Origin of the sequence: Microbacterium immunditiarum, from assembly GCF_013409785.1 — a bacterium.
Taxonomy (GTDB): Bacteria; Actinomycetota; Actinomycetes; order Actinomycetales; family Microbacteriaceae; genus Microbacterium; species Microbacterium immunditiarum.
Genome location: NZ_JACCBV010000001.1, coordinates 3,197,324 through 3,220,415 on the forward strand (window position 1 = coordinate 3,197,324; position 23,092 = coordinate 3,220,415).

Sequence of the window (23,092 nt, forward strand, 5' to 3'; positions counted from 1 at the left end):
ACATTCGTCCACCATAGGGCGACTGACATACTGGACGCCATGGATGCGACGCCGCCCGAGCGCGCACCCCTCGCCGTCCCCGCACCGCACCCGCGTTCGGACTGGGATGCGTGGGGTGCGCACACCGCCAGCCTTCCCGCGGCGGCCCGGGCGCTTCTCGCGACGCTGCTGCCGGGAAGGCCGCATCCGATCCCGCGGCGTGAAGCGCCGCTGCTCACTCCGTCACGGCTGGGCGATCAAGATCTCGACGCGCTCGCCGCGATGGTGGGCGCCGACCACGCGACAAGAGACGACGCCGAACGCACGCTCCACCTCGGCGGCAAGAGCACGCCCGATCTGCTCGCGCGGCGCCTCGAAGAGCCGCAGACCGCTCCCGACGCTGTGGTGGCGCCCGCGGACCATGCCGAGGTGCTCGCGGTGCTCGCGACGTGCGCGGAGCGCGGGATCGCCGTCGTCCCGTTCGGCGGGGGCACGAGCGTCGTCGGCGGCGTGCAGCCCGACGGAGGCCGCCACGACCGCGTGATCGCGCTCGACCTGGCGCGCACCGCCGCGCTCCTCGACCTCGACGAGACGTCCCTGCTCGCGACCTTCGGCGCGGGAACGACCGGCCCTCAGGCCGAGGAGCTGCTCGGTGCCCGGGGGTACACCCTCGGCCACTTCCCGCAGAGCTTCGAGTACGCGTCGCTCGGCGGCTTCGCGGCGACGCGCTCGAGCGGTCAGGCCTCGCGCGGGTACGGGCGCTTCGACGACCTCGTGCACGCCCTGCGCATCGCGACGCCCGTGGGCGAGCTCGTCCTCGGCCGCGCTCCGGCGAGCGCCGCCGGTCCCGACCTGCGCGAGCTGTTCCTCGGCTCGGAGGGTGCCTTCGGCGTACTCACCGAGGTCACGGTGCGCATCCGCCCCATCCCGGCGACGACCGCCTACGGCGCGTGGACGTTCCCCGACTTCGCGGCGGGGGCGGCCGCGTTCCGCGAGGCGACGCAGCGCGGCATCCGCCCCACCGTCCTCCGATTGAGCGACGAGACCGAGACCCGCGTGAACGCGGCGCTCGGTGGTCACCTGCTGCGGCTGCGCGGGTGCCTCGCGATCGCGACGATCGAGGGAGAGGACGATCCGGATGCCGCGGCCGTGCGCGACGTGCTGGAGGAGATCTTCCTCGCGCACGGCGCCACGCCCCGCGGCGAAGACCCCGCGCGGTCGTGGGAGCGCGGGCGCTTCTCCTCCCCCGCGCTGCGCGACACCCTCCTCGGCGCGGGCGTGCTCGCCGAGACGCTCGAGACGGCGACGACGTGGGCGAACCTCGAGGCGCTCAAGACGGCGGTGACGGATGCCCTGCGCGAGACGCTCACGGCGGAGGGCACGAAGCCGATCGTGCTGTGCCACATCTCGCACGTCTACCCCGCGGGCGCGTCGCTCTACTTCACGGTCGTCGCGGCCCTCACCACCGACCCCGTCGGACAGTGGGCGCGCGCGAAGGACGCCGCCTCGCGCGCGATCGGCGCGGCGGGCGGCACGATCACCCATCATCACGCGGTGGGCCGCGACCACCGGCCGTACCTCGAGGCGGAGATCGGTCCGCTCGGCATCGCCGTGCTGCAGGCCGTCAAAGACGCTCTCGACCCGAGCGGGATCATGAATCCGGGGGCGCTGGTTCCGCCGCGCGACGAGCCGGCATGACCGTCACGCTCCTCGTGAACCCCGTCGCCCGCGGGGGCGCGCACGCCGGCGCGGCCGAGCAGGCCGCCGAGCGGCTCCGCGCGCACGGCATCCGCACGACCGTCATCAGCGGCGGCAGCGCGGCCGAGTCGACCGAGCTGCTGCGCACCGCGATCCGGCTCGGCACGATGGCGGTCGCCGTGGCGGGAGGCGACGGCACCGTGAACCTCGCGCTCCAGGAGCTCGCCGGCACGGGCATCCCCCTCGGGATCATCCCCCTCGGGACGGGAAACGACTTCGCGATGGCGCTCGGCCTGCACGAGCTCGACATCGCGCAGGCCGCCGAGACGATCGCGGCGGGAACCACGCGCTCCGTCGACCTCGCGCGCGTGACGCGGCATGACGGGTCTGTCGCCCACTACGGGAGCGTCCTCGCGAGCGGCTTCGACTCGCGCGTGAACGACCGCGCCAACGGCATGCGGTGGCCGCGCGGCGGCTCGCGATACACGATCGCGCTGCTCATCGAGTTCGCGACGCTCGCCGGCATCCCGTTCGACGTCGAACTCGACCTCGAGGACGGCACGACGGAGCGCATCAGCCGTGACCTCGTGATGGCGACCGTGGGCAACGGGCGGTCGTACGGCGGCGGCATCCCCATCTGTCCCGATGCGGACCCCGCTGACGGCCTGCTCGACGTCGTGCTCGTGCGACCGGCGGGGCGGATGCGGCTGCTGAGGCTCCTCCCCCGCGTCTACCGCGGCACGCACACGTCGATCCCCGAGGTCTCGACCCACCGGGTGCGCTCCGTGCGCCTGGCCTCTCCCGGCGTGACGGCCTACGCCGACGGGGATCCGATCGGCGCGCTTCCGCTCGCGATCGACATCGCGCCGGGCGCGCTCACGGTGTTCGCGCCGAAGTGGTGATCAGTGACGGCGGGCGGGGCATCCGCTTCACCGTCTTCGTCGTCGCGGGAGAGATCGGGGACCTCGATCCCGACGACCGGTGGGCGGGTGAGTCGAGGAGCTCGCTCAGGCGGACGCGAGGCCCGCGGTGCGCAGCTTCTCAGCGACCATGACCCGAAGCTCCTCGGGTGCCTTCTCCTGGCACGCCCGCGCGACGGCCTCGGTCAGGGTGCGCGCGACGTGCGCCTCGTCGGCGCAGCCCTCGCAATGGGCGAGGTGCTCGGCGATATCGCCGCGCTCGGTCGAGCACACCTCGTTCCGCAGGTACTCTTCGAGGTCGCGCCGCGCCTTCTCACAGCCGCAGTCGGTCATCTCTTGCTCCTTGTGGCGGTCGCCTTGCGGCCGCTGTTCTCTGGATCCGCGGCGATGCCGCGTTCTTTCGCGTAATCGGCGAGCAGGTCACGCAGCAGCCGCCTGCCACGATGAAGGCGGCTCATGACCGTGCCGATCGGGGTCTTCATGATGTCGGCGATCTCTTGATACGAGAATCCCTCGACGTCGGCAAGATACACCGCGAGCCGGAAGTCCTCGGGGATCGACTGCAGCGCTTCCTTCACGATCGAAGCGGGCATGCGGTCGATCGCCTCGGCCTCGGCCGAGCGCGTGCGCGTCGCCGTGGTGGACTCCGCCCCGCCGAGCTGCCAGTCCTCGAGGTCGTCGATCGTTCCCTGGTACGGCTCGCGCTGCTTCTTGCGATACGTGTTGATGTAGGTGTTCGTCAGGATGCGGTAGAGCCACGCCTTGAGGTTCGTGCCCTGCGTGAACGTCGCCCACGAGGAGAACGCCTTCACGAACGTCTCCTGCACCAGGTCGGCGGCATCGGACGGATTGCGCGTCATGCGCATCGCGGCCGCGTAGAGCTGGTCCATGAAGGGAAGCGCCTGCTCCTCGAACTGGGCACGCACGTCGACCGGCTCATCGAGGGAGACGTCGGAGTCAGGTGCGTCGGCGGTGCGCGGCGGGAGGGCGTGCGACGGATCGGTCATCACGGGCCAGCCTAGCGCCGGCGCCTGAACGGACGACGAGATGCGCGTCGACTGGGTCGACGGCCGCTCGAGGGTCGCAATCATCGTGTGTCCGCTCCGCTGGTTCGGGTGAGGGGTTCGTTAGGGTAGAACTCGATGACTGCCGACGGGTATTCCCCCCGCACGAAGCCGGGCGCTCCGGTCAAGGCCTGGCGCGCGCCGGTCGCCGTCGAGCCGCTCCACGCGACCCTCACCGTCCCGGGCTCCAAATCCCTCACGAATCGCGAGCTGATCCTCGCGTCGCTCGCCGAATCGCCCAGCCGCCTCGCGTCACCGCTGCACTCCGACGACTCCGCGCACATGATCGAAGCGCTGCGCGCGCTGGGGGTTTCGATCGAGACCGAACCGGGCGAGGGCGAGTTCGGCGACGACCTCGTCGTCACCCCCACGTGGCCGCTCGCGGGCGGCGGAACGGTCGACTGCGGGCAGGCGGGCACCGTCATGCGGTTCGTCGCGGCTCTCGCGGGCTTCGCGCAGGGCGATGTCACCCTCACCGCGCACGAGAGCGCGCTGCACCGCCCGATGGGCGAGATGATCAAGGCACTGCGCGACGTCGGCGTCGACATCGACGACGGTGGCCGATGGGCGCTTCCCTTCGTCGTGCGCGGCCACGGGCACGTGCGCGGCGGCGAGGTGGCGGTCGACGCGAGCGCGTCGAGTCAGTTCGTCTCCGGACTCCTGCTCGCGGCCCCTCGCTTCGACGTCGGACTCCACCTCGTGCACTCGGGCGAGCGCCTGCCGAGCATCCCCCACATCGACATGACGGTCGAAGCCCTCGGCCGCAGGGGCGTCCACGTCGAGCGTCCCGCTCCCGGCGAGTGGATCGTGCCCGCCGGCTCACTGCGCGGCAAGGAGCTCGCGATCGAGCCCGACCTGTCCAACGCCGCGCCCTTCCTCGCGGCGGCGATGATCGCCGGCGGCTCCGTCTCGGTCAAGGGCTGGCCCGCGCACTCGACCCAGCCGGGTGCGATGCTCGGCGACATCCTGTCGCTCATGGGAGCGCGCGTCGTCCGGCGCGGGGGCGCCCTCACGGTGACGGCGGGTCCCGCGATCACCGGCATCGACCTCGACCTGTCGGCCGCGGGTGAGCTGACCCCCACCATCTTCGCGCTCGCGGCATTCGCGGATGCGCCGACCACACTCCACGGCATCGGGCACATCCGCGGGCACGAGACCGACCGCATCGCGGCGCTGATCGGCGAACTGCGGCGCCTCGGCGGCGAGGCGCATGAGCTCGAGGACGGCATCCGCATCGTGCCGCAGCAACTGCACGGCGGCACCTGGTGCGCGCACCACGATCACCGCATGGCCACCGCGGGGGCCCTCATCGGCCTGGCGGTCGCCGACGTCGAAGTGGACGACATCGGAACGACCGCCAAGACGATGCCACAGTTCGTGCAGCTGTGGGAGCGCATGCTCGAAGGCGATGACGCGGATGCCACGACCCCAACCCGCCCGCACAGCGTGCAGGACCTCGCTTCGTGAGGTGAAGGACGCGAGGGTGAGGAGCGCCGCGCGATGAGCTGGCTCGAGCCGGACGACGAAGACGACGAGCCCGAGTTCGACGAAGAGGACGTGCGGGTCCGGCCGAACCCGAAGGCGAACCGCCCCCGCACGAAGCGGCGCCCCACACATGCGGATGCCACGATCGCCCGCGTCCTCGGGGTCGACCGCGGACGCTACACGGTCCTCGTCGACGAGGACCTTCCCACCGAGCGCACCGTGTCGGCGGTGCGGGCGCGCGAGCTGCGCAAGAAGCCGATCGTCACGGGCGACCACGCGCGCATCGTGGGCGACACGTCCGGCGCCGAAGGGACTCTCGCACGCCTCGTCGGCATCGAGGAGCGCACGTCGCTCCTGCGCCGCTCCGCCGATGACACCGACCAGGTCGAGCGCGTCATCGTCGCCAACGCCGACCAGATGCTCATCGTCGTCGCGGCGGCCGATCCCGAGCCGCGTCCCAGGCTCGTCGACCGCTATCTCGTGGCGGCGCTGGACGCCGGCATCCGTCCCCTCCTCGTCGTGACGAAGACGGATCTCGCCGACCCGTCCGAGTTCCTCGCGCACTTCGAGGGCCTCGACCTCGAGGTGTTCACGAGCGCCCAGGACGACATGCCGGTCGACCGCATCGGCCGGGCGCTCGTCGGCCACTCGACGGTCTTCGTCGGACACTCCGGTGTCGGCAAGTCGACGCTCGTCAATGCGCTCGTGCCGACCGCGGGCCGCGCGACAGGTTACGTCAATGAGGTGACCGGCCGGGGACGCCACACGTCCAGCTCGACCGTGTCGCTGCGCTACCGCGGCGAAGGCGGCACCGGGTGGGTCATCGACACCCCGGGCGTGCGCTCGTTCGGGCTCGGCCACGTCGATCCCGCGAACATCCTCGCCGCGTTCACCGACCTCGCCGAGATCGCCGAGGAGTGCCCGCGCGGGTGCACGCACCTGCCCGACGCCCCGGACTGCGCGATCGTCGAGGCCGTCGCCGAGGGCAGGCTCGGCCCGGGCGGCGCTGCCCGCCTCGACTCGCTGCAGCGCCTGCTCGCCACCTTCGCCGACCGGTGACCGAGGCCGAGGGCGCATCCGCGACCCGGTCCCGCCGTACGCTGGACGGATGACCTCCGCACGCCTGGAACCCGGCTCCCCCGCACCCGACTTCACGCTCATCGACCAGGACGAGCGCCCCGTCTCGCTGTCGGACCTTCGCGGCGGCCACGTCATCCTCTTCTTCTATCCGGCCGCGATGACGCCCGGGTGCACGAAGGAGGCGTGCGACTTCCGCGACAGCCTCGCGCCGCTCCAGGCCGCCGGATACACGGTGCTCGGGATCTCGCGCGACGATCCCGAGAAGCTTCGTCGCTTCCGCGAGCGCGACGGGCTCACCTACGACCTGCTGAGCGATCCCGGCCACGCCGTCCATGAGGCGTACGGCGCGTGGGGCGAGAAGTTGAACTACGGCAAGACGATCGAGGGCGTGCTGCGCTCCACGTTCGTCATCGACCCGGACGGCCGTATCGAGCACGCGCTGTACAACGTGCGGGCCACCGGCCACGTCGCGAGGGTACGCACGCTGCTGGGGGTGTGAGTCCCGGCGCCGTCGGGGCGTCGGCGATCAGGAGGACTCGGATGCCTCGCCTTTCGCGCGCCCCGCATCGCGCGCCGCGAGGATGAGCAGCACGAGCGCAGCGATCGCCGGCACCGCGATCGCGAGCGCCATGAGCGGATGCGCGTACGCGCCGGTAGTCGCCCCGAGGGCGACCGCGAGGATGAGCACCTGGAAGACGATGCCGCCCGAGCGACCCCACGAGCGACCGCGGAACACCGCGACGGCGAACGCCAGCAGCGCCGAGGCCCCGACGGCGGTGAGCACGAGGAGCGCGAGCGCGCTCTCGATCGACCCGGTGTCGCCCTGCACAATCGCCACGATCTGCCACACCGCGAGCGCGACGAGGGCGAGCCCCTCGAGGCCGACGAGGATGGCGGCGATGCGCGCGGGGGTGTTTGTGCCCATGGGCCAGGGTCTCCGTTCGTGTGGTCAGACGTCGTTGTGGAGTTCCTCCATAGCCTGGAGAGAACTCTCAGCAATGCCGCACAGGAACGACCCCTGAACCCTTGATTCAGGTGAATCGCTATGGGACGATTGCTTAAGCAGTGTGCTCCCACAGCGTTGTGGGGCGAGTATCGCTCGCACTCCCCACAGGGTATCGGAACCCGAATCCGGGCTCTGTTCTGATCATCATTCCGCATCAAGGAGCACAACCATGGATTGGCGCGACAAAGCCGCCTGCCTCACCGTCGACCCCGAACTCTTCTTCCCCGTGGGCAACACCGGCCCGGCGGTCGACCAGATCGAGAAGGCGAAGGCCGTCTGCGCCCGTTGCACCGTCACCGAGATCTGCCTGCAGTACGCCCTTGAGAGCGGACAGGACTCAGGCGTGTGGGGTGGTCTCTCCGAGGACGAGCGGCGTGCTCTGAAGCGCCGTGCTGCCCGCGCTCGTCGCGCTTCCTGACGCGACCGCCCCTGCACCGGGCGTCAGCCCGGTACAACCAGCACAGCCGTGCTGCCCGCGCTCGTCGCGCTTCCTGACGCGACCACCCCTGCACCGGGCGTCAGCCCGGTACAACCAGCACCGCCGCGCTGCCCGCGCTCGTCGCGCTTCCTGACCTCATGACGGATGCCGCGGCATCCGTCTCGCTCAGTTGTTCGCGCGCCTGATGTAGCGCAGCGGGATCTCGATCGTCACCTCGGTGCCGCTGCCGACGAGCGTGTGCCAGTCGATCGTGCCGCCGAGCTCGCCCTGGATGAGCGTGCGCACGATCTGCGTGCCGAGCCCTCGCCCGACCTGACCTTCGGGCAGACCGACGCCCGTGTCGCGCACTCGCACCTCGAGGCGTTCGTCGGTGCGGTCGGCGATGATCTCGACGTCGCCCTCCTGCCCCGCGAGGCCGTGTTCGACCGCGTTGGTGACGAGCTCGGTGAGCGCGAGAGCGAGCGGCGTCGCGTACTCGCTCGGCAGCGTGCCGAACTTCCCGGTCGAGCGGGTCTTCGCGCGCGTGTTGGGCGCGGCGGCGACCTCGGCCACGAGCTTGAGCACGCGGGCGAACACGTCGTCGAAGTCGACGCTCTGCGTAAGCCCCTCCGACAGCGTGTCGTGCACGACCGCGATCGCCGACACGCGCCGCATGGCCTGCGTGAGCGCCTCGCGGGCCTCGTCGGAGTGCGTGCGGCGGGCCTGGATGCGCAGCAGCGATGCGACCGTCTGCAGGTTGTTCTTGACGCGGTGGTGGATCTCGCGGATCGTCGCGTCCTTCGTGATGAGCTCCTGCTCCTGGTGCCGCATCTCGGTGACGTCGCGGCACAGCACGATCGCGCCGATGCGCGTGCCGTGGTCGCGCAGCGGGATCGTTCGCAGCGAGACCGTCACGCCGCGCGCCTCGATGTCGGTGCGCCACGGGGCGCGGCCGGTCACGACGACAGGCAGCGACTCGTCGAACTGGCGCTTCTCGGGCAGTATCCGCGTCACGACCTCGACGAGCGACTCTCCCTCGAGCTCGTCGTCGAAGCCGAGGCGGTTGAACGCCGAGAGCGCGTTCGGGCTCGCGAACGTCGTGATGCCGTCGACGTCGAGGCGGATGAGCCCGTCCGACGCGCGCGGCGCGCCGCGCCGCGGGCCCGTCGGCGCGGACAGGTCCGGGAAGTCGCCCGTGGCGATCATGCCGAACAGATCGTCGGCGCAGTCGTTGAACGTGATCTGCTGGCGCGACGGCGTGCGCGTCTCGCCGAGGTTCGTGTGTCGCGTGAGCACGCCGATCACGCGCGGCTCCTCCCCCTGCTGCGCGTGATCGCGCACGATCGGCACCGCGCGCACGCGCGTGGGCGTCTCCTCGAACCAGTCGGGCGAGGCGGAGTCGACGATCCGCACGGTGGTGAATGCATCGCGCACCTGCGTGCGCCACTGCGGCCGCACCCGGTCGCCGACGATGTCGCGGTAGAAGAGCGTCGCGGCGCTGCTGGGACGGGTGTGAGCGACCGCGATGAACGAGTCGTCGGCGGTGGGCGCCCAGATGACGATGTCTGCGAAGGCGAGGTCGGCGAGCAGCTGTCCGTCCCCGGCGAGGCGGTGCAGCCATTCGACGTCCGCCTCGCTCGAACGGCCTTGGGCGTACACGAGATCGCTGAGCGTCGACACCCGTCCAGCCTAGAGGCGGAGGTGCGGATGCCGCGTTCCGCAGCCCTCCGCCCGCGCGGGGTCCGCGCGGGCGGGTCAGCCCGCGACCGCGGCCTCCCGCTGCTTGCGGGCGCGGCGACGAGGGGTGCGCCGCGCGGGCGCCGCCGGCGGGACGACCGCCTCGCCCACGAACCGCCGCAGCGCGAGCGCGAACGACGATCGCGGAGCGACTTCGGCGATCGGGCGAGCCGCGAGGATCGAGGCATCCGCCGCCTTGTGGTCTGCCGGCACGAACCACACGTCCTCGATGCCGGCGAAGCGGTCGAGCGTGCGGCGGACCTGGCCGCGCGCGTCGACGCCGAGCGTGCCGCCGCGGAGCCGGTTCGCCACGACCGCGACGGGCGTCGAGCCGATCGTCGAGCGCAGCTCGGGGTAGGCGCGCAGGAACCGGGAGACGCCGACCGGATCCGCTCCGACGACGGCGACCACCAGGTCGGCGCTGCGCAGGGCGGCGAGCGTCGCGGCGTTGCGGCGCGGTCCTTCGAGGTCGCTCATGATCTCTTCGTCGCGCTCGAGCGGGGCGGCGACGTCGACGACGGTGTGCTCGGCCCAGTCGCGGCACGCCGCCAGCGCGCCTGTGACCCGTGCGTCGCTCAGCTCCGGCCACCGCGACGGACGGTTGATGCCCGTGAGCACGTCGACGCCCGAGCGCCCGAGCGGCGTCGCGATGCGCGTCAGCTCGCGCGCGTCGAGTCCGCCGAGCTCGGCCTGGCGGCACGCGGCGGCGAAGCCCGGTCCTTCGTCGGCGAGCCCCAGCACGAGGGCCAGCGACGGTGCGTGCGAGTCCGCATCCACGAGCCCGACGTGGCGGCCGCCTCGCGCGAGCTCGACGGCGAGCTCGATCGCCATCGTGGTGCGACCGGGCGAACCCGCCGGACCCCACACGACGATCACGCGCGGCGCCGAAGGGCCGGGACGGTGCGCCTCGGGCTCTCGCTCGACAGGCCACGCGTGCACGTTGTGAACGGTCGGGGGTGCGCCCGCTGCCCGTTCAGCCGGCGGGCGCACCTCGTCGCGCGGCGGGGTTCCACGCGCTGCTCTCGGCGCTCCGACGGCATCGGCACGCCCCGAGCCGATCCGCGGCGCGTCGAGTGCCTCGGCCAGCCGCCACGGCTCGACGTCGACCGGCATCGCCGGAGGAAGCCCGAACAGCCCCGCGACCCGCTCGTCGCCCGGGGCGGCGCTCAGCGGTGCGATGCGCACGCCCCTGCGGTCGCACAGCGCCACGACGTCCGCGGTGAGCGTGTCGCGAGACGCCTGCAGCACCACGACGTCGACGTCGTGAAGGAGGTCGACGACGGCCCCCTTCCCGGCGCCGGGCGCGTACGACGCGGGGTCGCGTGAAGCGACCGACATCTCGGATGCCGCGACCACAGCCGCGATCTCGACGCCCTCGCGCTCGAGCCCCGCGACGAGGCGCTCGGTCCACGGCTCGTCGACCGCGATGAGGACCCTCACCGCGACGCCGCCGCGGCGGGGACGATCGACAGGGCCGACTCGTCGGACATGGCCGCGAGCACGTCGGCGACGTCGGCACGAGGCACGACGAGCTCGAGCGCAGCGGATGCCCCGCCGATGACGCCGTCGTCTCGCGTGACCGCCACGACCGACGCGTCAGCCACGAGGATGCGCGGCGTGTCGTAGCGTCCGTGCTCGATGAGCGGCGCGGCCCACACCTCCACGAGCGATCCGGTGCGCACCGTCTCGGGCACGTCGACGGTGCTGCGCACCACGACGCTCGTCGTGTCTGCTCGTTCGGCGTCGCCGACGGCGCTCACCGGAACCAGCTCGCCGGACTCGATCGTGCGCGTCGCGATGACGCCCTCGGCAAGGGCTTCGGGGGCGAGGTACGCGTCGGCGGCACGGCCCAGGGCGACGTCGATCGTGCGGACGTCGTCGGCTGCGACCGGCTGGCCCGGCACGATCGTGCGCGCGGCGGTGAGCACCGGCACGGTCTGGCGCGACGCGGAGACCACGAACCACACACCCGCGATCGATGCGACGACCAGCAGCACCCCGATGAGGAACCGGGCATCGGACCAGAACGGCTTCGGGCGTGGTCGAGTGGTGTCGATCGCGGTCATGCCACCCATCGTGACGCAGACCGTCGAGCACGCTTCTCGGTTATCCACAGACCGGGACCCGACGAGCCCGACCGCCCCCGGCGCCACGATAATCGGAGACATGTCCGCGACCCCGTCCGACTCCCGGCTGCTCGCGCCGGCACAGGTGGCCGAGCTTCTCGGCATCTCGGTCGATGACGTCGTCGACCTCGTCCGCACGGCTCGCATTCGCGGCGTGCGGGTCGGTTCGTCCGCGCAGCTGCGCGTGTTCGCGCGCAGCGTGAACGACTACCTCGACGATCTGGCCGAAGAGGAGCGCCTCGCCGCCCTGTGGCGCGAGTCGAACGAGGCGAGCTTCCCGGAGCTCTGGGGCACCGGCATCGTGCGGAATGCCGACTGAGCATCCGTCCCGCCCTCACGAGGCGAAGGCGCGCCGTCAGATCACGCCCGGCGGCGCGTCGAGCCGCATCCACGCGATCGATGCGAACGGCACCAGGCGGTAGCCGATCACATCGGATGCCCGTCGCGGCGTGCCCGGCTCATGCAGCGCGAGGTCGAGGTGGTCCGCTCCGGCCCGGTCGATCGTCCCGGTCAGGCCGCGGCCCGTCGCGAGGTGGACGACCACCGCCGCACGACGCCGGACGAGGTCGCGCAGGACGAAGCCGAGTGTCATCCGATCGGTGAGGGACGAGCGCGCCTCGAGGGGGCGCGCGCTGCGCAGGACGTCGGCATGGCCGGCGCCGATCGCGGCGATCGACGCGAGCGGCGCGAGCACGGCGCCCGCACGCGACTCAGAGGGGTCGAGTGCGACCCAGTCCGCTCCCACGCCCGAGACCTCGGCCGCGAGCACCGCGCCGTCGGAGAACTCGAAGGACGGCGAGGAACCCGTCCGCTCACGACCCTGGAGCGCCGCGAGGCGGTCGCGCAACGGCACGCGCGAGAGGCGCAGCCGCTCCGCCTCGGTGTCGAGCGCGGCGCGTTCGGCCTCCCACTCCGACGCGAACTGCGCCTCGAGGTCGTCGAAGAACCGATCCCAGCGCACGACGCGAGCGTAGGCCACGCGCAGAAATGCCGGCCAGGTTTATCCACAGCGCCCCGAACCTGAATTTCTCCTGAGAGTTCGTTCGTGTTCTACTGAGGGTCCCCCCTCCCAAATCGACATCCCCCCACGTCGAGATAGGTCCACGCATGGCAACGATGCCCGCGGGCTCCGCCCGCGCATACCCAAGAGACGATCCGTTTGACATCACCCGGCACTTCGCACCGCAGCGAACTTCGACCGCGGCGCTGCCCGACCCCGCGCCGCTGCTGCGCAACCTGACGGTCGGCGTCCTCGAAGTGTTCGCCGGCGTGCGCGATGTCGACCAGCTCGCGCGATGGCTGAGCGAAGACGCCTACCGCAAGCTCGTCACCCGCTCGAACCTCGCCGCCCGCGCGCGCAGCGCGCGCGGCGTACCGGCGACGCGCCCCGTCCACGCGATCCTCTCGGTGCACCACTCCTCCCCCGCCGACGGAATCGTCGAGGGCGTCGTCATCGTCGCGGGACCCGCACGCACGCGTGCGGTCGCGATGCGGCTCGAGGGCACCGACAGGCGCTGGCGCGCGACGTCGCTCGCGCTGCTGTGATCGTCGCCGTACGCTGAGCGTCGCCCTGCGCCCACCGCCGGGCGCAGAGCCCGGGGCGCTCAGTCCTCGTCGATGAGCTCGAGCAGCTTCTTGAGCGCGTCCCGGATCTCGGTGTGGTCGTACTGGCCGGCGCGACTCTCCGCGGAGATGACCCCGGACCGGTGCACCTTGCGGAAGTCGCCGAACGGGAACGAGTACGCCTGCTTCGTCTCGCGGTTCTCGGATCTGTCGATGCCGAGGTGCCAGTGCGAGAACTCGGTCCACCCCTCGCGCTCGATGAAGGCGTTCTCCTCATCGGCGGTGGGCGCCGCCTCGGACCAGTCGTCCCTCTCGTCCTTGACGACCTTGCCCTCGCGGATGAGCGCGCGGGCGTGCCGCAGCGCGGGTTGATTCAGTTCGATGGCCATGCGCGCGAGGATACGTCGCACGCGCGGTGCGCGGGAGGGTCTTGACGGATGCCCGCCCCCGCTCTCACATCGGCGGCGGCATCCGCATCGTCACTGCCGGTACGACGCGAGGAAGTTGCCGAGCCGCTCGATCGCCTCGGTGAGCACGCGTGCCTCGGGGAGCGTCACGATGCGCACGTGGTCGGGGGTCGGCCAGTTGAAGCCCGTCCCCTGCACGATCAGGACGTGCTCGGCGACGAGGAAGTCGTACACGAGCTTGGCGTCGTCGCGGATGTCGTAGACCTCCGGGTCGAATTGCGGGAACGCGTAGAGCGCGCCCTCGGGGCGGTGGCAGGTCACGCCGGGGATCGCCTCGAGCGCCTCCCACGCCGCGTCGCGCTGCTCGTGCAGGCGTCCGGCGGGGGCGATGAGCGCGTCGATGGACTGGACGCCCGAAAGGGCGGCCTGCACGGCGTGCTGGGCCGGCACGTTCGGGCACAGGCGCGTCGAGGCGAGGAGCTGGATGCCCTCGAGGAAACCGGCCGCATGCTTCTTCGGTCCGGTGATGACGAGCCAGCCTGAACGGTACCCCGCCACGCGGTAGGTCTTCGACAGCCCGTTGAAGGTCAGGCACAGCAGGTCGGGGGCGAGTGTCGCGAGCGGGATGTGCACGGCGTCGTCGTACAGGATGCGGTCGTAGATCTCGTCGGACAGAAGCAGCAGCGAATGCTCGCGCGCGATCTCGACGATTCCTTCGAGCGCCTCGCGCGTGTAGACCGCCCCGGTCGGGTTGTTGGGGTTGATCACCACGATCGCCTTCGTACGTGGGGTGATCTTCGCGCGGATGTCGTCGAGGTCGGGCTGCCACCCGTTCACGCTGTCGCACAGATAGTGCACGGGAGTGCCGTCGGCGAGGCTCGTCATCGCCGTCCACAGCGGGTAATCGGGCGCCGGAATGAGCACCTCGTCGCCCTCGTCCAGCAGCGCCTGCATCGTCATCGTGATGAGCTCGGACACGCCGTTGCCGAGGTAGACGTCGTCGGGGTCGAAGAGGGGGAACCCCGGCACCTCCTCGTAGCGCGACACGACGGCCCGGCGCGCGGACATGATGCCGCGGCTGTCGCTGTATCCGTGGGCATGGGGGATCGCCTCGATCATGTCGCGCACGATCTGGAAGGGCGCCTCGAAGCCGAATGTCGCGGGGTTGCCCGTGTTGAGCTTGAGGATCGTGTGGCCCTCGGACTCGAGCCTGTCGGCCTCGACCAGTGCCTGCCCGCGGATCTCGTAGAGGACACCCTTGAGCTTGCTGGACTGATCGAGAGGACGGAGGGTCATCGTCTCAGGATATCCGCGCGCTCAGAGGTCCAATCGACGGCAGGTGGCCCGGGGCACATACCCCGGGCCACTCGTCGATTCCCTGCTCAGCGCTTGCGCTCGGCGGCGCGGCGCTGAGCGCGGTTCAGGGGCGCCTGCTGCTGCGCGGGCTGATCCGCGCCGTCCGTGCGCTGTCCGAATGCCCCGCGAGGCGCCTCTGCGGCCGGTGCCTGCTGCGGCTGCTGCTGCTGGGGCGCCGCTGCAGCCGCGGCCGCCGCCCGGCGCAGCCGGGTCGCGGCCTGCTGCACCTGACCACGCTCGTTGCGCACCTCGACCTCGCCGGCGTCGTTCGCAGCGGTGTACTGGAGCCGCTGGCCGTCGACGGTCGGCGCGGTGAGGCCCTTCGCCTCGACCTGCGTCGCCTGCTCGCCTTCGCCCGCGCGACGGACCTCGACCTCGAGGTTGTAGAGGTAGCCGACCGACTCCTCCTTGATCTGGCCCATCATCGCCTGGAACATCTGGTAGCCCTCGCGCTGGTACTCGATGAGCGGGTCGCGCTGGGCCATCGCACGCAGGCCGATGCCGTCCTTCAGGTAGTCCATCTCGTAGAGGTGGTCGCGCCAGCGGCGGTCGAGCACTTGCAGGACGACGCGGCGCTCCAGCTCGCGCATCGCGGGCGCGCCGAGCTGCTCCTCGCGCTTCTGGTAGGCGATCTTCGCGTCGGAGAGGATCTCGCGGTTGAGGCCGTCGGCGGTGATGCCGCCCTTGCGGCCGGCGGCCTCGGCGACGACTTCGTCGATCGTGACGCCGACCGGATAGAGAGTCTTCAGCTCCGTCCACAGCGCATCGAAGTCCCAGTTCTCGCTGTGACCCGACCCCGTGTGGTCGACGATGATCGCGTTGATCGCGTCCTCGATGAAGTGCTGGACGCGGTCTGCGATGTCGTCGCCCTGCAGGATGTGGCGGCGGTCGGAGTAGATCGCCTCGCGCTGCCGGTTCAGGACGTCGTCGTACTTGAGGACGTTCTTGCGGATCTCGGCGTTGCGCGCCTCGACCTGCGCCTGCGCGCTCTTGATGGCGCGCGTGACCATGCCCGACTCGATCGCGACGTCGTCGGGGAAGTTCGTGCGGGCGAGGATCGCCTCGGCGGCGCCCGACTGGAACAGGCGCATGAGGTCGTCGGTGAGCGACAGGTAGAAGCGGCTCTCACCCGGGTCGCCCTGACGGCCCGAGCGACCGCGCAGCTGGTTGTCGATGCGGCGGGACTCGTGACGCTCCGTGCCGAGCACGTACAGACCGCCGGCCCGAACCACCGTCTCCGCCTCGGCGGCCACCTTCTCGCGCACATCGGCGTAGACGGTGTCCCACTCGGCCTCGTACTCCTCCGCTGTCTCGACCGGGTCGAGACCGCGCGCCTTCATCTCCTGCACGGCGAGGAACTCCGCGTTCCCTCCGAGCATGATGTCGGTGCCGCGACCGGCCATGTTGGTCGCGACGGTGACCGCGCCCAGGCGGCCCGCGCGAGCGACGATCTCGGCCTCGCGCGCGTGGTTCTTCGCGTTGAGGACCTCGTGCTTGATGCCCTTCTTCGCGAGCAGCCGCGACAGGTACTCGCTCTTCTCGACGCTCACCGTTCCGACGAGGACCGGCTGCCCCTGCTCGTGGCGACGCGCGATGTCTTCGACGACCTGCGCGAACTTGGCCTGCTCGTTCTTGTAGACGAGGTCGGGCATGTCCTTGCGGACCATGGGCTTGTTCGTCGGGATCTGGACCACGCCGAGCGTGTACGTCGACATGAACTCGGCCGCCTCGGTCTCAGCCGTGCCGGTCATGCCCGAGAGCTTCTCGTACAGACGGAAGTAGTTCTGCAGCGTCACGGTCGCGAGCGTCTGGTTCTCGGCCTTGACCGGCACGCCCTCCTTGGCCTCGATCGCCTGGTGCACGCCCTCGTTGTAGCGGCGGCCCACGAGGATGCGACCGGTGTGCTCGTCGACGATCATGACCTCGTCGTTCATGACGACGTAGTCGGTGTCGCGCTTGAAGAGCGCGAGCGCCTTGAGCGAGTTGTTGAGGAACGAGATGAGCGGCGTGTTCGCCGACTCGTACAGGTTGTCGATGCCGAGGTAGTCCTCGACCTTCTCGATGCCGGGCTCCAGCACACCGACCGTGCGCTTCTTCTCGTCGACCTCGTAGTCCATGCCCGGCTCGAGCGTGCGCGCGATCTTGGCGAACTCGACGAACCAGCGGTTGGCCTCGCCGGAGGACGGACCCGAGATGATGAGCGGGGTGCGCGCCTCGTCGATGAGGATCGAGTCGACCTCGTCGACGATGGAGAAGAAGTGGCCGCGCTGGACGAGGTCCTCCTTGCGCCAGGCCATGTTGTCGCGCAGGTAGTCGAAGCCGAACTCGTTGTTCGTGCCGTACGTGATGTCGGCGTTGTACTGCTCACGGCGCACCTCGGGCGTCTGGCCGGCGACGATCGTACCCGTCGTCATGCCGAGCGCACGGTAGATGCGGCCCATGAGGTCGGACTGGTACGACGCGAGGAAGTCGTTGACGGTGACGACGTGCACGCCCTTGCCGGCGATCGCGTTGAGGTACGCGGGCAGCGTCGCGACGAGCGTCTTTCCTTCACCGGTCTTCATCTCGGCGATGTTTCCGAGGTGGAGCGCCGCGCCGCCCATGATCTGCACGTCGTAGTGGCGCTGGCCGATTGTGCGCTTGGCGGCCTCGCGGACGGCGGCGAAGGCCTCGGGCATGAGGCGGTCGAGGGACTCGCCGGCGTCGTAGCGTGCGCGCAGCTCCGCGGTCTCGCCGCGCAGCTCTTCGTCGGTGAGCTGCGCGTAGTCCTCTTCGAGGGCGTTGACGGCCTTCACGACCTGCTGGAGCCGGCGCAGGATGCGTCCTTCACCGGCGCGGAGCAGTTTCTCGAGAGGGTTGGCCACGGAGTGTCTCCATCTGTCGGGCTGTGCGGCGATCGCCGCTCCCGCGCGCACGCCGTCGAGCGCCCCGCGGGCATACCTGCCTATGTTATCCGCCCGTGACTTGGTGTGCGCTGGGTGTGGAGGGCCGAGCCATCGTTTGCCGGGTATGCATATACTCGGCATCCAGATACTCGGTATGCACATGGAGTTGCGGATGTCGGTGCGGCAGAGCCTCTTGGCCATCCTTGAACAGGGACCCTGCTACGGGTACCAGCTGCGGGCGGAGTTCGACCGGCGCACCGGCGGGACCTGGCCCCTCAACGTCGGGCAGATCTACAACACGCTCGACCGTCTCGAGCGCGACGGGCTCGTCGAGAAGGGCGCGGCCGACGAGCACGGTCACGTCTATTGGCAGATCACGGATGCCGGCTCCGCCGCCGTCCGGGAGTGGCTGGCCTCCCCCGTCGAACGCCCCGCCGGCACGCGGGACGAGCTCGCGATCAAGCTCGCGGTCGCCGCGACGCTGCCGGGGGTCGGCGTGACGGGGATCCTCGAGACGCAGCGGCGCGCGTCGCACGAGCGCCTCGAGGCGCTCCGCGGCGCGACCTATCCGGGCGGAGACGCCCAGGGACCCGAGGGCATCGCATGGTCTCTCGTGCTCGATTCGATGGCGTTCCAGACGGAGGCCGAGCTGCGATGGCTCGACCACGCCGAGCGGCGTCTCGCCGAGAATCCTGACCACTCGATCGGGCTCGAGCTGTCGACGATCCGGCCCAAGCGCGGGCGGCCCGCGGCATCCGCCACCCGCTGATCGGACGAACCCACCGGTGTCCTGTCGCTTCCCAGGCGCCGCGCATTAGCCTGAACTGTGTCCACTGACCAGACCAGGATCGACGTCGAGGCCCCTTCCGAGCCCGCGCCGATGACGTTCGCAGACCTCGCCCTGGGCGATGCGGTGCTCAAGGCGCTGCGCGATGTGGGGTACGAGACACCGTCGGCCATCCAGGCCGCGACGATCCCGACCCTGCTCGCCGGCCGCGACGTCGTGGGCCTCGCGCAGACCGGCACCGGCAAGACGGCCGCGTTCGCGCTGCCGATCATCGACCGGCTCGACCTTTCGCAGAAGAGTCCGCAGGCGCTCGTGCTCGCCCCGACCCGCGAGCTCGCGCTGCAGGTATGCGAGGCGTTCGAGAAGTACGCGTCCCACCTCAAGGGCGTGCACGTGCTCCCCGTCTACGGCGGTCAGGGGTACGGCGTGCAGCTGTCGGCGCTCCGGCGTGGCGTGCACATCGTCGTGGGGACGCCCGGCCGCATCATCGACCACCTCGACAAGGGCACGCTCGACCTGTCGGAGCTCAAGTACCTCGTGCTCGACGAGGCCGACGAGATGCTCAAGATGGGATTCGCCGAGGACGTCGAGACGATCCTCGCCGAGACCCCCGACACGAAGCAGGTCGCCCTCTTCTCGGCGACGATGCCCGCGACGATCCGCCGCATGTCGCAGCAGTACCTCAACGATCCCGAAGAGATCACGGTCAAGGCGACGACCAAGACGTCGGCGAACATCGCGCAGCGCTACCTCGTCGTGCCGTGGCAGCAGAAGATGGATGCGCTCACGCGCATCCTCGAGGTCGAGAACTTCGACGGCATGATCGTCTTCGGCCGCACGAAGAACATCACGGAGGAGATCGCCGAGAAGCTCCGCGCCCGCGGGTACTCGGCCGCCGCGATCAACGGCGACATCGCCCAGCCCCAGCGCGAGAAGACGGTGAATCAGCTCAAGTCGGGCAAGCTCGACATCCTGGTGGCGACGGATGTGGCGGCCCGCGGCCTCGACGTCGACCGCATCTCCCACGTGGTGAACTACGACATCCCCACCGACGCCGAGTCGTACGTGCATCGCATCGGCCGCACGGGGCGCGCGGGCCGCACCGGTGACGCGATCAGCTTCGTCACGCCCCGCGAGCGCGGGCTCGTGCGCATGATCGAGCGCGCGACGCGGCACGAGCTCACCGAGATGCCGCTGCCGAGCGTCGACGAGGTCAACGTCACGCGCCTCGCGCGCTTCGACGACCGCATCACGGCGGCGCTCGCCGAGGCGGAGCGCATCGAGGGCTTCCGCGACATCGTCGCCCATTACGTCCGCAACCACGACGTGCCCGAGGTCGACGTGGCCGCCGCGCTCGCGGTGGTCGCGCAGGGCGACGAGCGGCTGCTGCTCGAGCCCGACCCCGAGCCCCCGGCACGCCCCGAGCGGCGCGAGCGGGGTGCGGGCCGGTTCGAGCGTGACGGCGGCGAGCGCGGCGACCGCGGCGAGCGACGCCCGCGCCCGCCCCGCGAGGGCTTCGCGACCTACCGCATCGCCGTCGGGCGCCGTCAGCGGGTCGAGCCCCGCCAGATCGTGGGCGCGCTCGCGAACGAAGGCGGCCTGCGTCGAGACGACTTCGGCGCGATCCAGATCCGCCCGGACTTCTCGCTCGTGGAGCTGCCCGCCGACCTCTCGCCCGAGACGCTCGACCGACTGTCGGGCACGCGCATCTCGGGACAGCTCATCCAGCTGCGCCTCGACACGGGAGCCCCGGGCAGGCGCTTCGACCGCTCGCCCGATCGCGGCCCCGGATCGAAGGACCGCCGCCCGTCGCGGCGCTTCGACGACGACCGGCCCGCGCGCAAGCCGCGGCACCGATCCGACCGCGAGGACTGAGGCCGCGGCATCCGTCTCGGCCGCTCTCCACAGCACCCGGCGACCTCCCCAGGCGCCTTCAAGCTTGCCCCGTAGGATCGAGACATGGCGGGTTTCTGGGGCGCACGCAAGCGCGAAGAGAAGGCGGCGCTCGAGGCTCAGGACGCGGACCTCGCCCGCCGGGCCCGCAGCGCCCTCGTCTCCGCCGACGAGCGCATCCGGCTGACCACCGACGAGCTCGCGTTCGCCGAGGCCGAGCTCGGACCCGGTCCCACGAAAGACCTGCGCGAGGCGCTCGAGGCGGTGCGCACTCACATGCAGGAGGCGTTCCACCTCCACCAGCTCAACCACGACGAGATCCCCGACACCCCCGAAGAGCTGCGCACGCGCAACGCGCGCATCGTGCAGCTGTGCGAGTGGGCCGAGGACCTGCTCGACGACCGCACGGCAGCGCTCGCCGAGCCGATCGCGCGGGCACGTCGCGCTCCCGAGATCATCGCGGGCGTGAGGGCGGATGCCGCGCGCCTGCGCGCCCGCCTCCCCGAGGCCCGCGCGACGATCGACCGCCTCTCGGCGCGATACTCGGCCGACGCGATGAAGCAGATCGAGGCGAACCCCGCCGAGGGCGAGCAGCTGCTGTCGTTCGCGGAGCACTCCGCGAGCGTGGCCGAGCGCCGCCGCGATGCCGGCCAGCGCGAGCAGGCGAACCTCGCGCTCGAAGCCTCGACCGAGGCGGTCAGGCGTGCGGCGACACTCGTCGACGCGGTCGAGACGTTCGAGATCGAGGCGCTGCGTGCCGAGGCGACGCTCGCGGCGATCGTCGAGGATTCGCGGGGCGACGTCGCGGTCGCGCTCAAGGAGCCGCACACCCCCGCCGTGTCGAAGGCGATCGCCGACGTGCAGGAGGCGCTCGCCGGCCTCCCCGCGCCCGGAGTGAACACCGACCCGTTCACGCACCTCTCGCGCCTGCGCGAGGCCAACTCCGCCCTCGACGCGGCGATCGCCGCCGCGCGCGAGCGCGCCGCCCGCCCGATCCCGCCGCTCGAGCACGTGCGCCACGCGATCGACGACGCCGACCGCCAGCTCGCCGTCGCGCGCGACGTCATCGCGGGGCACCGCGGCTGGATCGGCGCCGACGCGCGCACGCGTCTCGCCGAGGCGGAACGCGTGCGCGTCGACCTCGACCGTTACCTCGGAACGTCTGCGGCCGCGGCCACCGCGATCGACGAAGATCATCGGGAGCAGTCGATGGCGATGGCACGCCGCGTCGCGTTCCTCGCGGGCGAGGCCCTGCAGCTCGCGCAGCGCGACATCGACGCCGCCCGCCCGCAGGACATGACGCCGTGGGGCGCGCCGCAGCAGGGCTGGGGCGGCGGCCGCCGCGGCGGCGGAGACCTCATGGGCGGGATCCTCGGCGGGCTCGTGATCGGCAGCATCCTCGACGGCATCTTCGACTGAGACGGATGCCCCGCCCAGTGCCGCCGCGCGGCATCCGGTCGAGAGTCAGTGCGCTCGGTCGGGGACCGACGAGCGCAGCGGGCGCGCGCCCGTGAGCCGCAGGGCGATCACGCTCGTGATGCCGCCGCCGACGCACAGCGCGACGACCAGCCACATGATGGGCACGAAACCCGCAGCCCCGGTGCCGGCGATGAGCGATGCGAACAGCGGCGGGCCGACCGTCGACCCGAGGTTGCCGAGCTGCGTCAGGACGCCGTTCGCGCGCGAGGTCACCGTCGGGTCGGTCGACAGCGACGGGATCAGTCCGAACGCGGCGCCCTGGATGAGCCCCGAGAAGAACATGAGCGCAAGCGGCACGAGCAGGATCGGGATCTCGCCCGCCAGCAGCGCCCACGTCGCGATCACGAGAACGGCCACGCCCGCGTAGCCGACGATGAGCACGACCGGGGGTGTCGTGGTGTACTGCCCGACGAAGCCCGCGACGATCGTGCCGATGATGCTCACGAGCGGCATCCACACGAGGAGCACGCCCGCGATGGACGCGTCCGCGAAGAGCGGCACGAACGTCACGAGCGGCACGTACATGAGCGTGTGGAAGATGAACACGGCGCCCGGCAGGAACTGCCGCGGCGACCGGTACGCGTCGACATGCGCGCGGAAGAAGCCCTCGGCATGCGCGTCACGATTCGGCTGCTCCCCCGGCACGTGTGGCAGCACGAGCAGGACGGCTCCGAGCAGCACAGCGAGGAGGATCGCGTGTCCGAGGAAGACGGCGCCGACGCCACCCGCCTGCTCGACGATCGGCGCGAGCCAGCCCGCGAACGCGAAGGCGAGTCCGAAGAACGCGCCCCAAAGGCTCATCGCGAGCGACACGTGCCGCGGCGCACTCAGCAGGATGATGAGCACAGGGCACGAGATGACGAGCCCCAAGTGCGCGACGCCTTCGAGCACGCGCGCTCCGAGGAAGATCGGCAGCGGCGGCAGGAACGACTGCACGAGCGACAGGACCGCCCCGATCGCCAGGCACGCGACGATGACGCGGCGGAACCCGATGCGCGCCGCGAGCACGCTCGCGGTGAGGCCCAGCACCATCCCCACGATCGCGGGCGCCGACACGAACAGCGCCGCGACCGTGTCAGGGGCGTCGAAGGCCGCAGCCACAGGCAGGAAGACGGCTGCGACCTTCGCGAACTGCATGCCCGCCGCGATGCCGACGACGACGAGCAGTCCGATCGGCACCCAGCGGGTGCGCGTGAGCGTCACCCGGGG

22 protein-coding genes are annotated in these 23,092 nt (G+C 71.2%); 11 read left to right on the forward strand and 11 right to left on the reverse strand.

Annotation, left to right across the window (positions count from 1 at the left end; genetic code table 11):
• The first annotated feature begins 39 nt into the window (after positions 1–39).
• Together BJ991_RS14965 and BJ991_RS14970 are read left to right on the forward strand one after the other, a co-directional pair.
• The gene (locus BJ991_RS14965) at positions 40–1,677 is read left to right on the forward strand and encodes an FAD-binding oxidoreductase (RefSeq protein ID WP_179491283.1); all 1,638 of its coding nucleotides are present in this window, start codon (positions 40–42) and stop codon (positions 1,675–1,677) included.
• Positions 1,674–2,579, forward strand: coding sequence for a diacylglycerol kinase (locus BJ991_RS14970; protein ID WP_179491285.1), 906 nt, complete (start codon positions 1,674–1,676; stop codon positions 2,577–2,579). Before BJ991_RS14965 ends, BJ991_RS14970 begins: the two co-directional genes overlap by 4 nt.
• Positions 2,580–2,684: 105 nt before the next feature.
• On the opposite strand, the gene BJ991_RS14975 is transcribed toward BJ991_RS14970, so the two are convergent.
• Positions 2,685–2,930 carry a zf-HC2 domain-containing protein gene (locus BJ991_RS14975; RefSeq protein WP_179491287.1) on the reverse strand — a complete coding sequence of 82 codons (246 nt, stop codon included), beginning with the start codon at positions 2,928–2,930 and terminating at the stop codon, positions 2,685–2,687.
• Complete coding sequence (locus BJ991_RS14980; protein WP_179491289.1) at positions 2,927–3,688, reverse strand: sigma-70 family RNA polymerase sigma factor; 762 nt, start codon at positions 3,686–3,688, stop codon at positions 2,927–2,929. Before BJ991_RS14980 ends, BJ991_RS14975 begins: the two co-directional genes overlap by 4 nt.
• Before the next feature lie 51 nt (positions 3,689–3,739).
• Here BJ991_RS14980 and aroA point away from each other — a divergent pair, with 51 nt between their 5' ends.
• The 3 genes from aroA to bcp are packed head-to-tail and all read left to right on the forward strand — an operon-like array spanning position 3,740 to position 6,725.
• On the forward strand, positions 3,740–5,128 hold the full coding sequence (gene aroA, locus BJ991_RS14985) for a 3-phosphoshikimate 1-carboxyvinyltransferase (RefSeq protein WP_179491291.1): 1,389 nt from the start codon (positions 3,740–3,742) through the stop codon (positions 5,126–5,128).
• A gap of 33 nt (positions 5,129–5,161) precedes the next feature.
• Positions 5,162–6,205 (forward strand): ribosome small subunit-dependent GTPase A, encoded by a 1,044-nt coding sequence (gene rsgA / locus BJ991_RS14990; RefSeq protein ID WP_179491293.1) that lies wholly within the window; start codon positions 5,162–5,164, stop codon positions 6,203–6,205.
• A gap of 49 nt (positions 6,206–6,254) precedes the next feature.
• Positions 6,255–6,725 carry a thioredoxin-dependent thiol peroxidase gene (bcp, locus tag BJ991_RS14995; protein ID WP_179491295.1) on the forward strand — a complete coding sequence of 157 codons (471 nt, stop codon included), beginning with the start codon at positions 6,255–6,257 and terminating at the stop codon, positions 6,723–6,725.
• 27 nt (positions 6,726–6,752) lie between these two features.
• Here bcp and BJ991_RS15000 read toward each other — a convergent pair whose 3' ends face one another.
• On the reverse strand, positions 6,753–7,151 hold the full coding sequence (locus tag BJ991_RS15000; protein WP_179491296.1) for a histidine kinase: 399 nt from the start codon (positions 7,149–7,151) through the stop codon (positions 6,753–6,755).
• A 250-nt stretch (positions 7,152–7,401) separates the two neighbouring features.
• On the opposite strand from BJ991_RS15000, the gene BJ991_RS15005 reads away from it, so the two are divergent.
• A complete protein-coding gene (locus tag BJ991_RS15005; protein WP_036295594.1) occupies positions 7,402–7,650 on the forward strand; it encodes a WhiB family transcriptional regulator in 249 nt (82 codons plus the stop codon).
• A gap of 186 nt (positions 7,651–7,836) precedes the next feature.
• Here BJ991_RS15005 and BJ991_RS15010 read toward each other — a convergent pair whose 3' ends face one another.
• From BJ991_RS15010 to BJ991_RS15020, 3 genes are all read right to left on the reverse strand, one after another.
• Positions 7,837–9,330, reverse strand: coding sequence for a histidine kinase N-terminal domain-containing protein (locus BJ991_RS15010; protein WP_179491297.1), 1,494 nt, complete (start codon positions 9,328–9,330; stop codon positions 7,837–7,839).
• A 75-nt stretch (positions 9,331–9,405) separates the two neighbouring features.
• Complete coding sequence (locus BJ991_RS15015) at positions 9,406–10,827, reverse strand: CpaE/TadZ family protein (RefSeq protein ID WP_343048789.1); 1,422 nt, start codon at positions 10,825–10,827, stop codon at positions 9,406–9,408.
• Entirely contained in the window at positions 10,824–11,453 is a 630-nt protein-coding gene (locus tag BJ991_RS15020) for an SAF domain-containing protein (protein ID WP_179491298.1), read from the reverse strand. Before BJ991_RS15020 ends, BJ991_RS15015 begins: the two co-directional genes overlap by 4 nt.
• Positions 11,454–11,553: 100 nt before the next feature.
• Here BJ991_RS15020 and BJ991_RS15025 point away from each other — a divergent pair, with 100 nt between their 5' ends.
• Positions 11,554–11,832, forward strand: coding sequence for a helix-turn-helix domain-containing protein (locus BJ991_RS15025; RefSeq protein ID WP_179491299.1), 279 nt, complete (start codon positions 11,554–11,556; stop codon positions 11,830–11,832).
• 36 nt (positions 11,833–11,868) lie between these two features.
• Here BJ991_RS15025 and BJ991_RS15030 read toward each other — a convergent pair whose 3' ends face one another.
• The gene (locus BJ991_RS15030) at positions 11,869–12,474 is read right to left on the reverse strand and encodes a hypothetical protein (protein WP_179491300.1); all 606 of its coding nucleotides are present in this window, start codon (positions 12,472–12,474) and stop codon (positions 11,869–11,871) included.
• Between the two features lie 155 nt (positions 12,475–12,629).
• Here BJ991_RS15030 and BJ991_RS15035 point away from each other — a divergent pair, with 155 nt between their 5' ends.
• Positions 12,630–13,058, forward strand: a complete 429-nt coding sequence (locus tag BJ991_RS15035) for an Rv3235 family protein (RefSeq protein ID WP_425487551.1) — start codon at positions 12,630–12,632, stop codon at positions 13,056–13,058.
• 59 nt (positions 13,059–13,117) lie between these two features.
• Here BJ991_RS15035 and BJ991_RS15040 read toward each other — a convergent pair whose 3' ends face one another.
• The 3 genes from BJ991_RS15040 to secA form a co-directional block, all read right to left on the reverse strand.
• Entirely contained in the window at positions 13,118–13,465 is a 348-nt protein-coding gene (locus BJ991_RS15040; RefSeq protein ID WP_179491303.1) for a hypothetical protein, read from the reverse strand.
• 90 nt (positions 13,466–13,555) lie between these two features.
• Positions 13,556–14,779, reverse strand: coding sequence for a pyridoxal phosphate-dependent aminotransferase (locus BJ991_RS15045; RefSeq protein WP_179491305.1), 1,224 nt, complete (start codon positions 14,777–14,779; stop codon positions 13,556–13,558).
• 86 nt (positions 14,780–14,865) lie between these two features.
• A complete protein-coding gene (secA, locus tag BJ991_RS15050) occupies positions 14,866–17,703 on the reverse strand; it encodes a preprotein translocase subunit SecA (RefSeq protein ID WP_179491308.1) in 2,838 nt (945 codons plus the stop codon).
• Between the two features lie 193 nt (positions 17,704–17,896).
• Here secA and BJ991_RS15055 point away from each other — a divergent pair, with 193 nt between their 5' ends.
• The 3 genes from BJ991_RS15055 to BJ991_RS15065 all read left to right on the forward strand — a co-directional run bounded on the left by BJ991_RS15055 (position 17,897) and on the right by BJ991_RS15065 (position 21,823).
• Positions 17,897–18,493, forward strand: coding sequence for a PadR family transcriptional regulator (locus BJ991_RS15055; RefSeq protein ID WP_179491310.1), 597 nt, complete (start codon positions 17,897–17,899; stop codon positions 18,491–18,493).
• 111 nt (positions 18,494–18,604) lie between these two features.
• Complete coding sequence (locus BJ991_RS15060; protein ID WP_179492848.1) at positions 18,605–20,386, forward strand: DEAD/DEAH box helicase; 1,782 nt, start codon at positions 18,605–18,607, stop codon at positions 20,384–20,386.
• Between the two features lie 84 nt (positions 20,387–20,470).
• A complete protein-coding gene (locus BJ991_RS15065) occupies positions 20,471–21,823 on the forward strand; it encodes a hypothetical protein (protein WP_179491312.1) in 1,353 nt (450 codons plus the stop codon).
• Positions 21,824–21,868: 45 nt separating this feature from the next.
• Here BJ991_RS15065 and BJ991_RS15070 read toward each other — a convergent pair whose 3' ends face one another.
• Positions 21,869–23,086, reverse strand: coding sequence for an MFS transporter (locus BJ991_RS15070; RefSeq protein ID WP_179491314.1), 1,218 nt, complete (start codon positions 23,084–23,086; stop codon positions 21,869–21,871).
• Between the last annotated feature and the right edge of the window lie 6 nt (positions 23,087–23,092).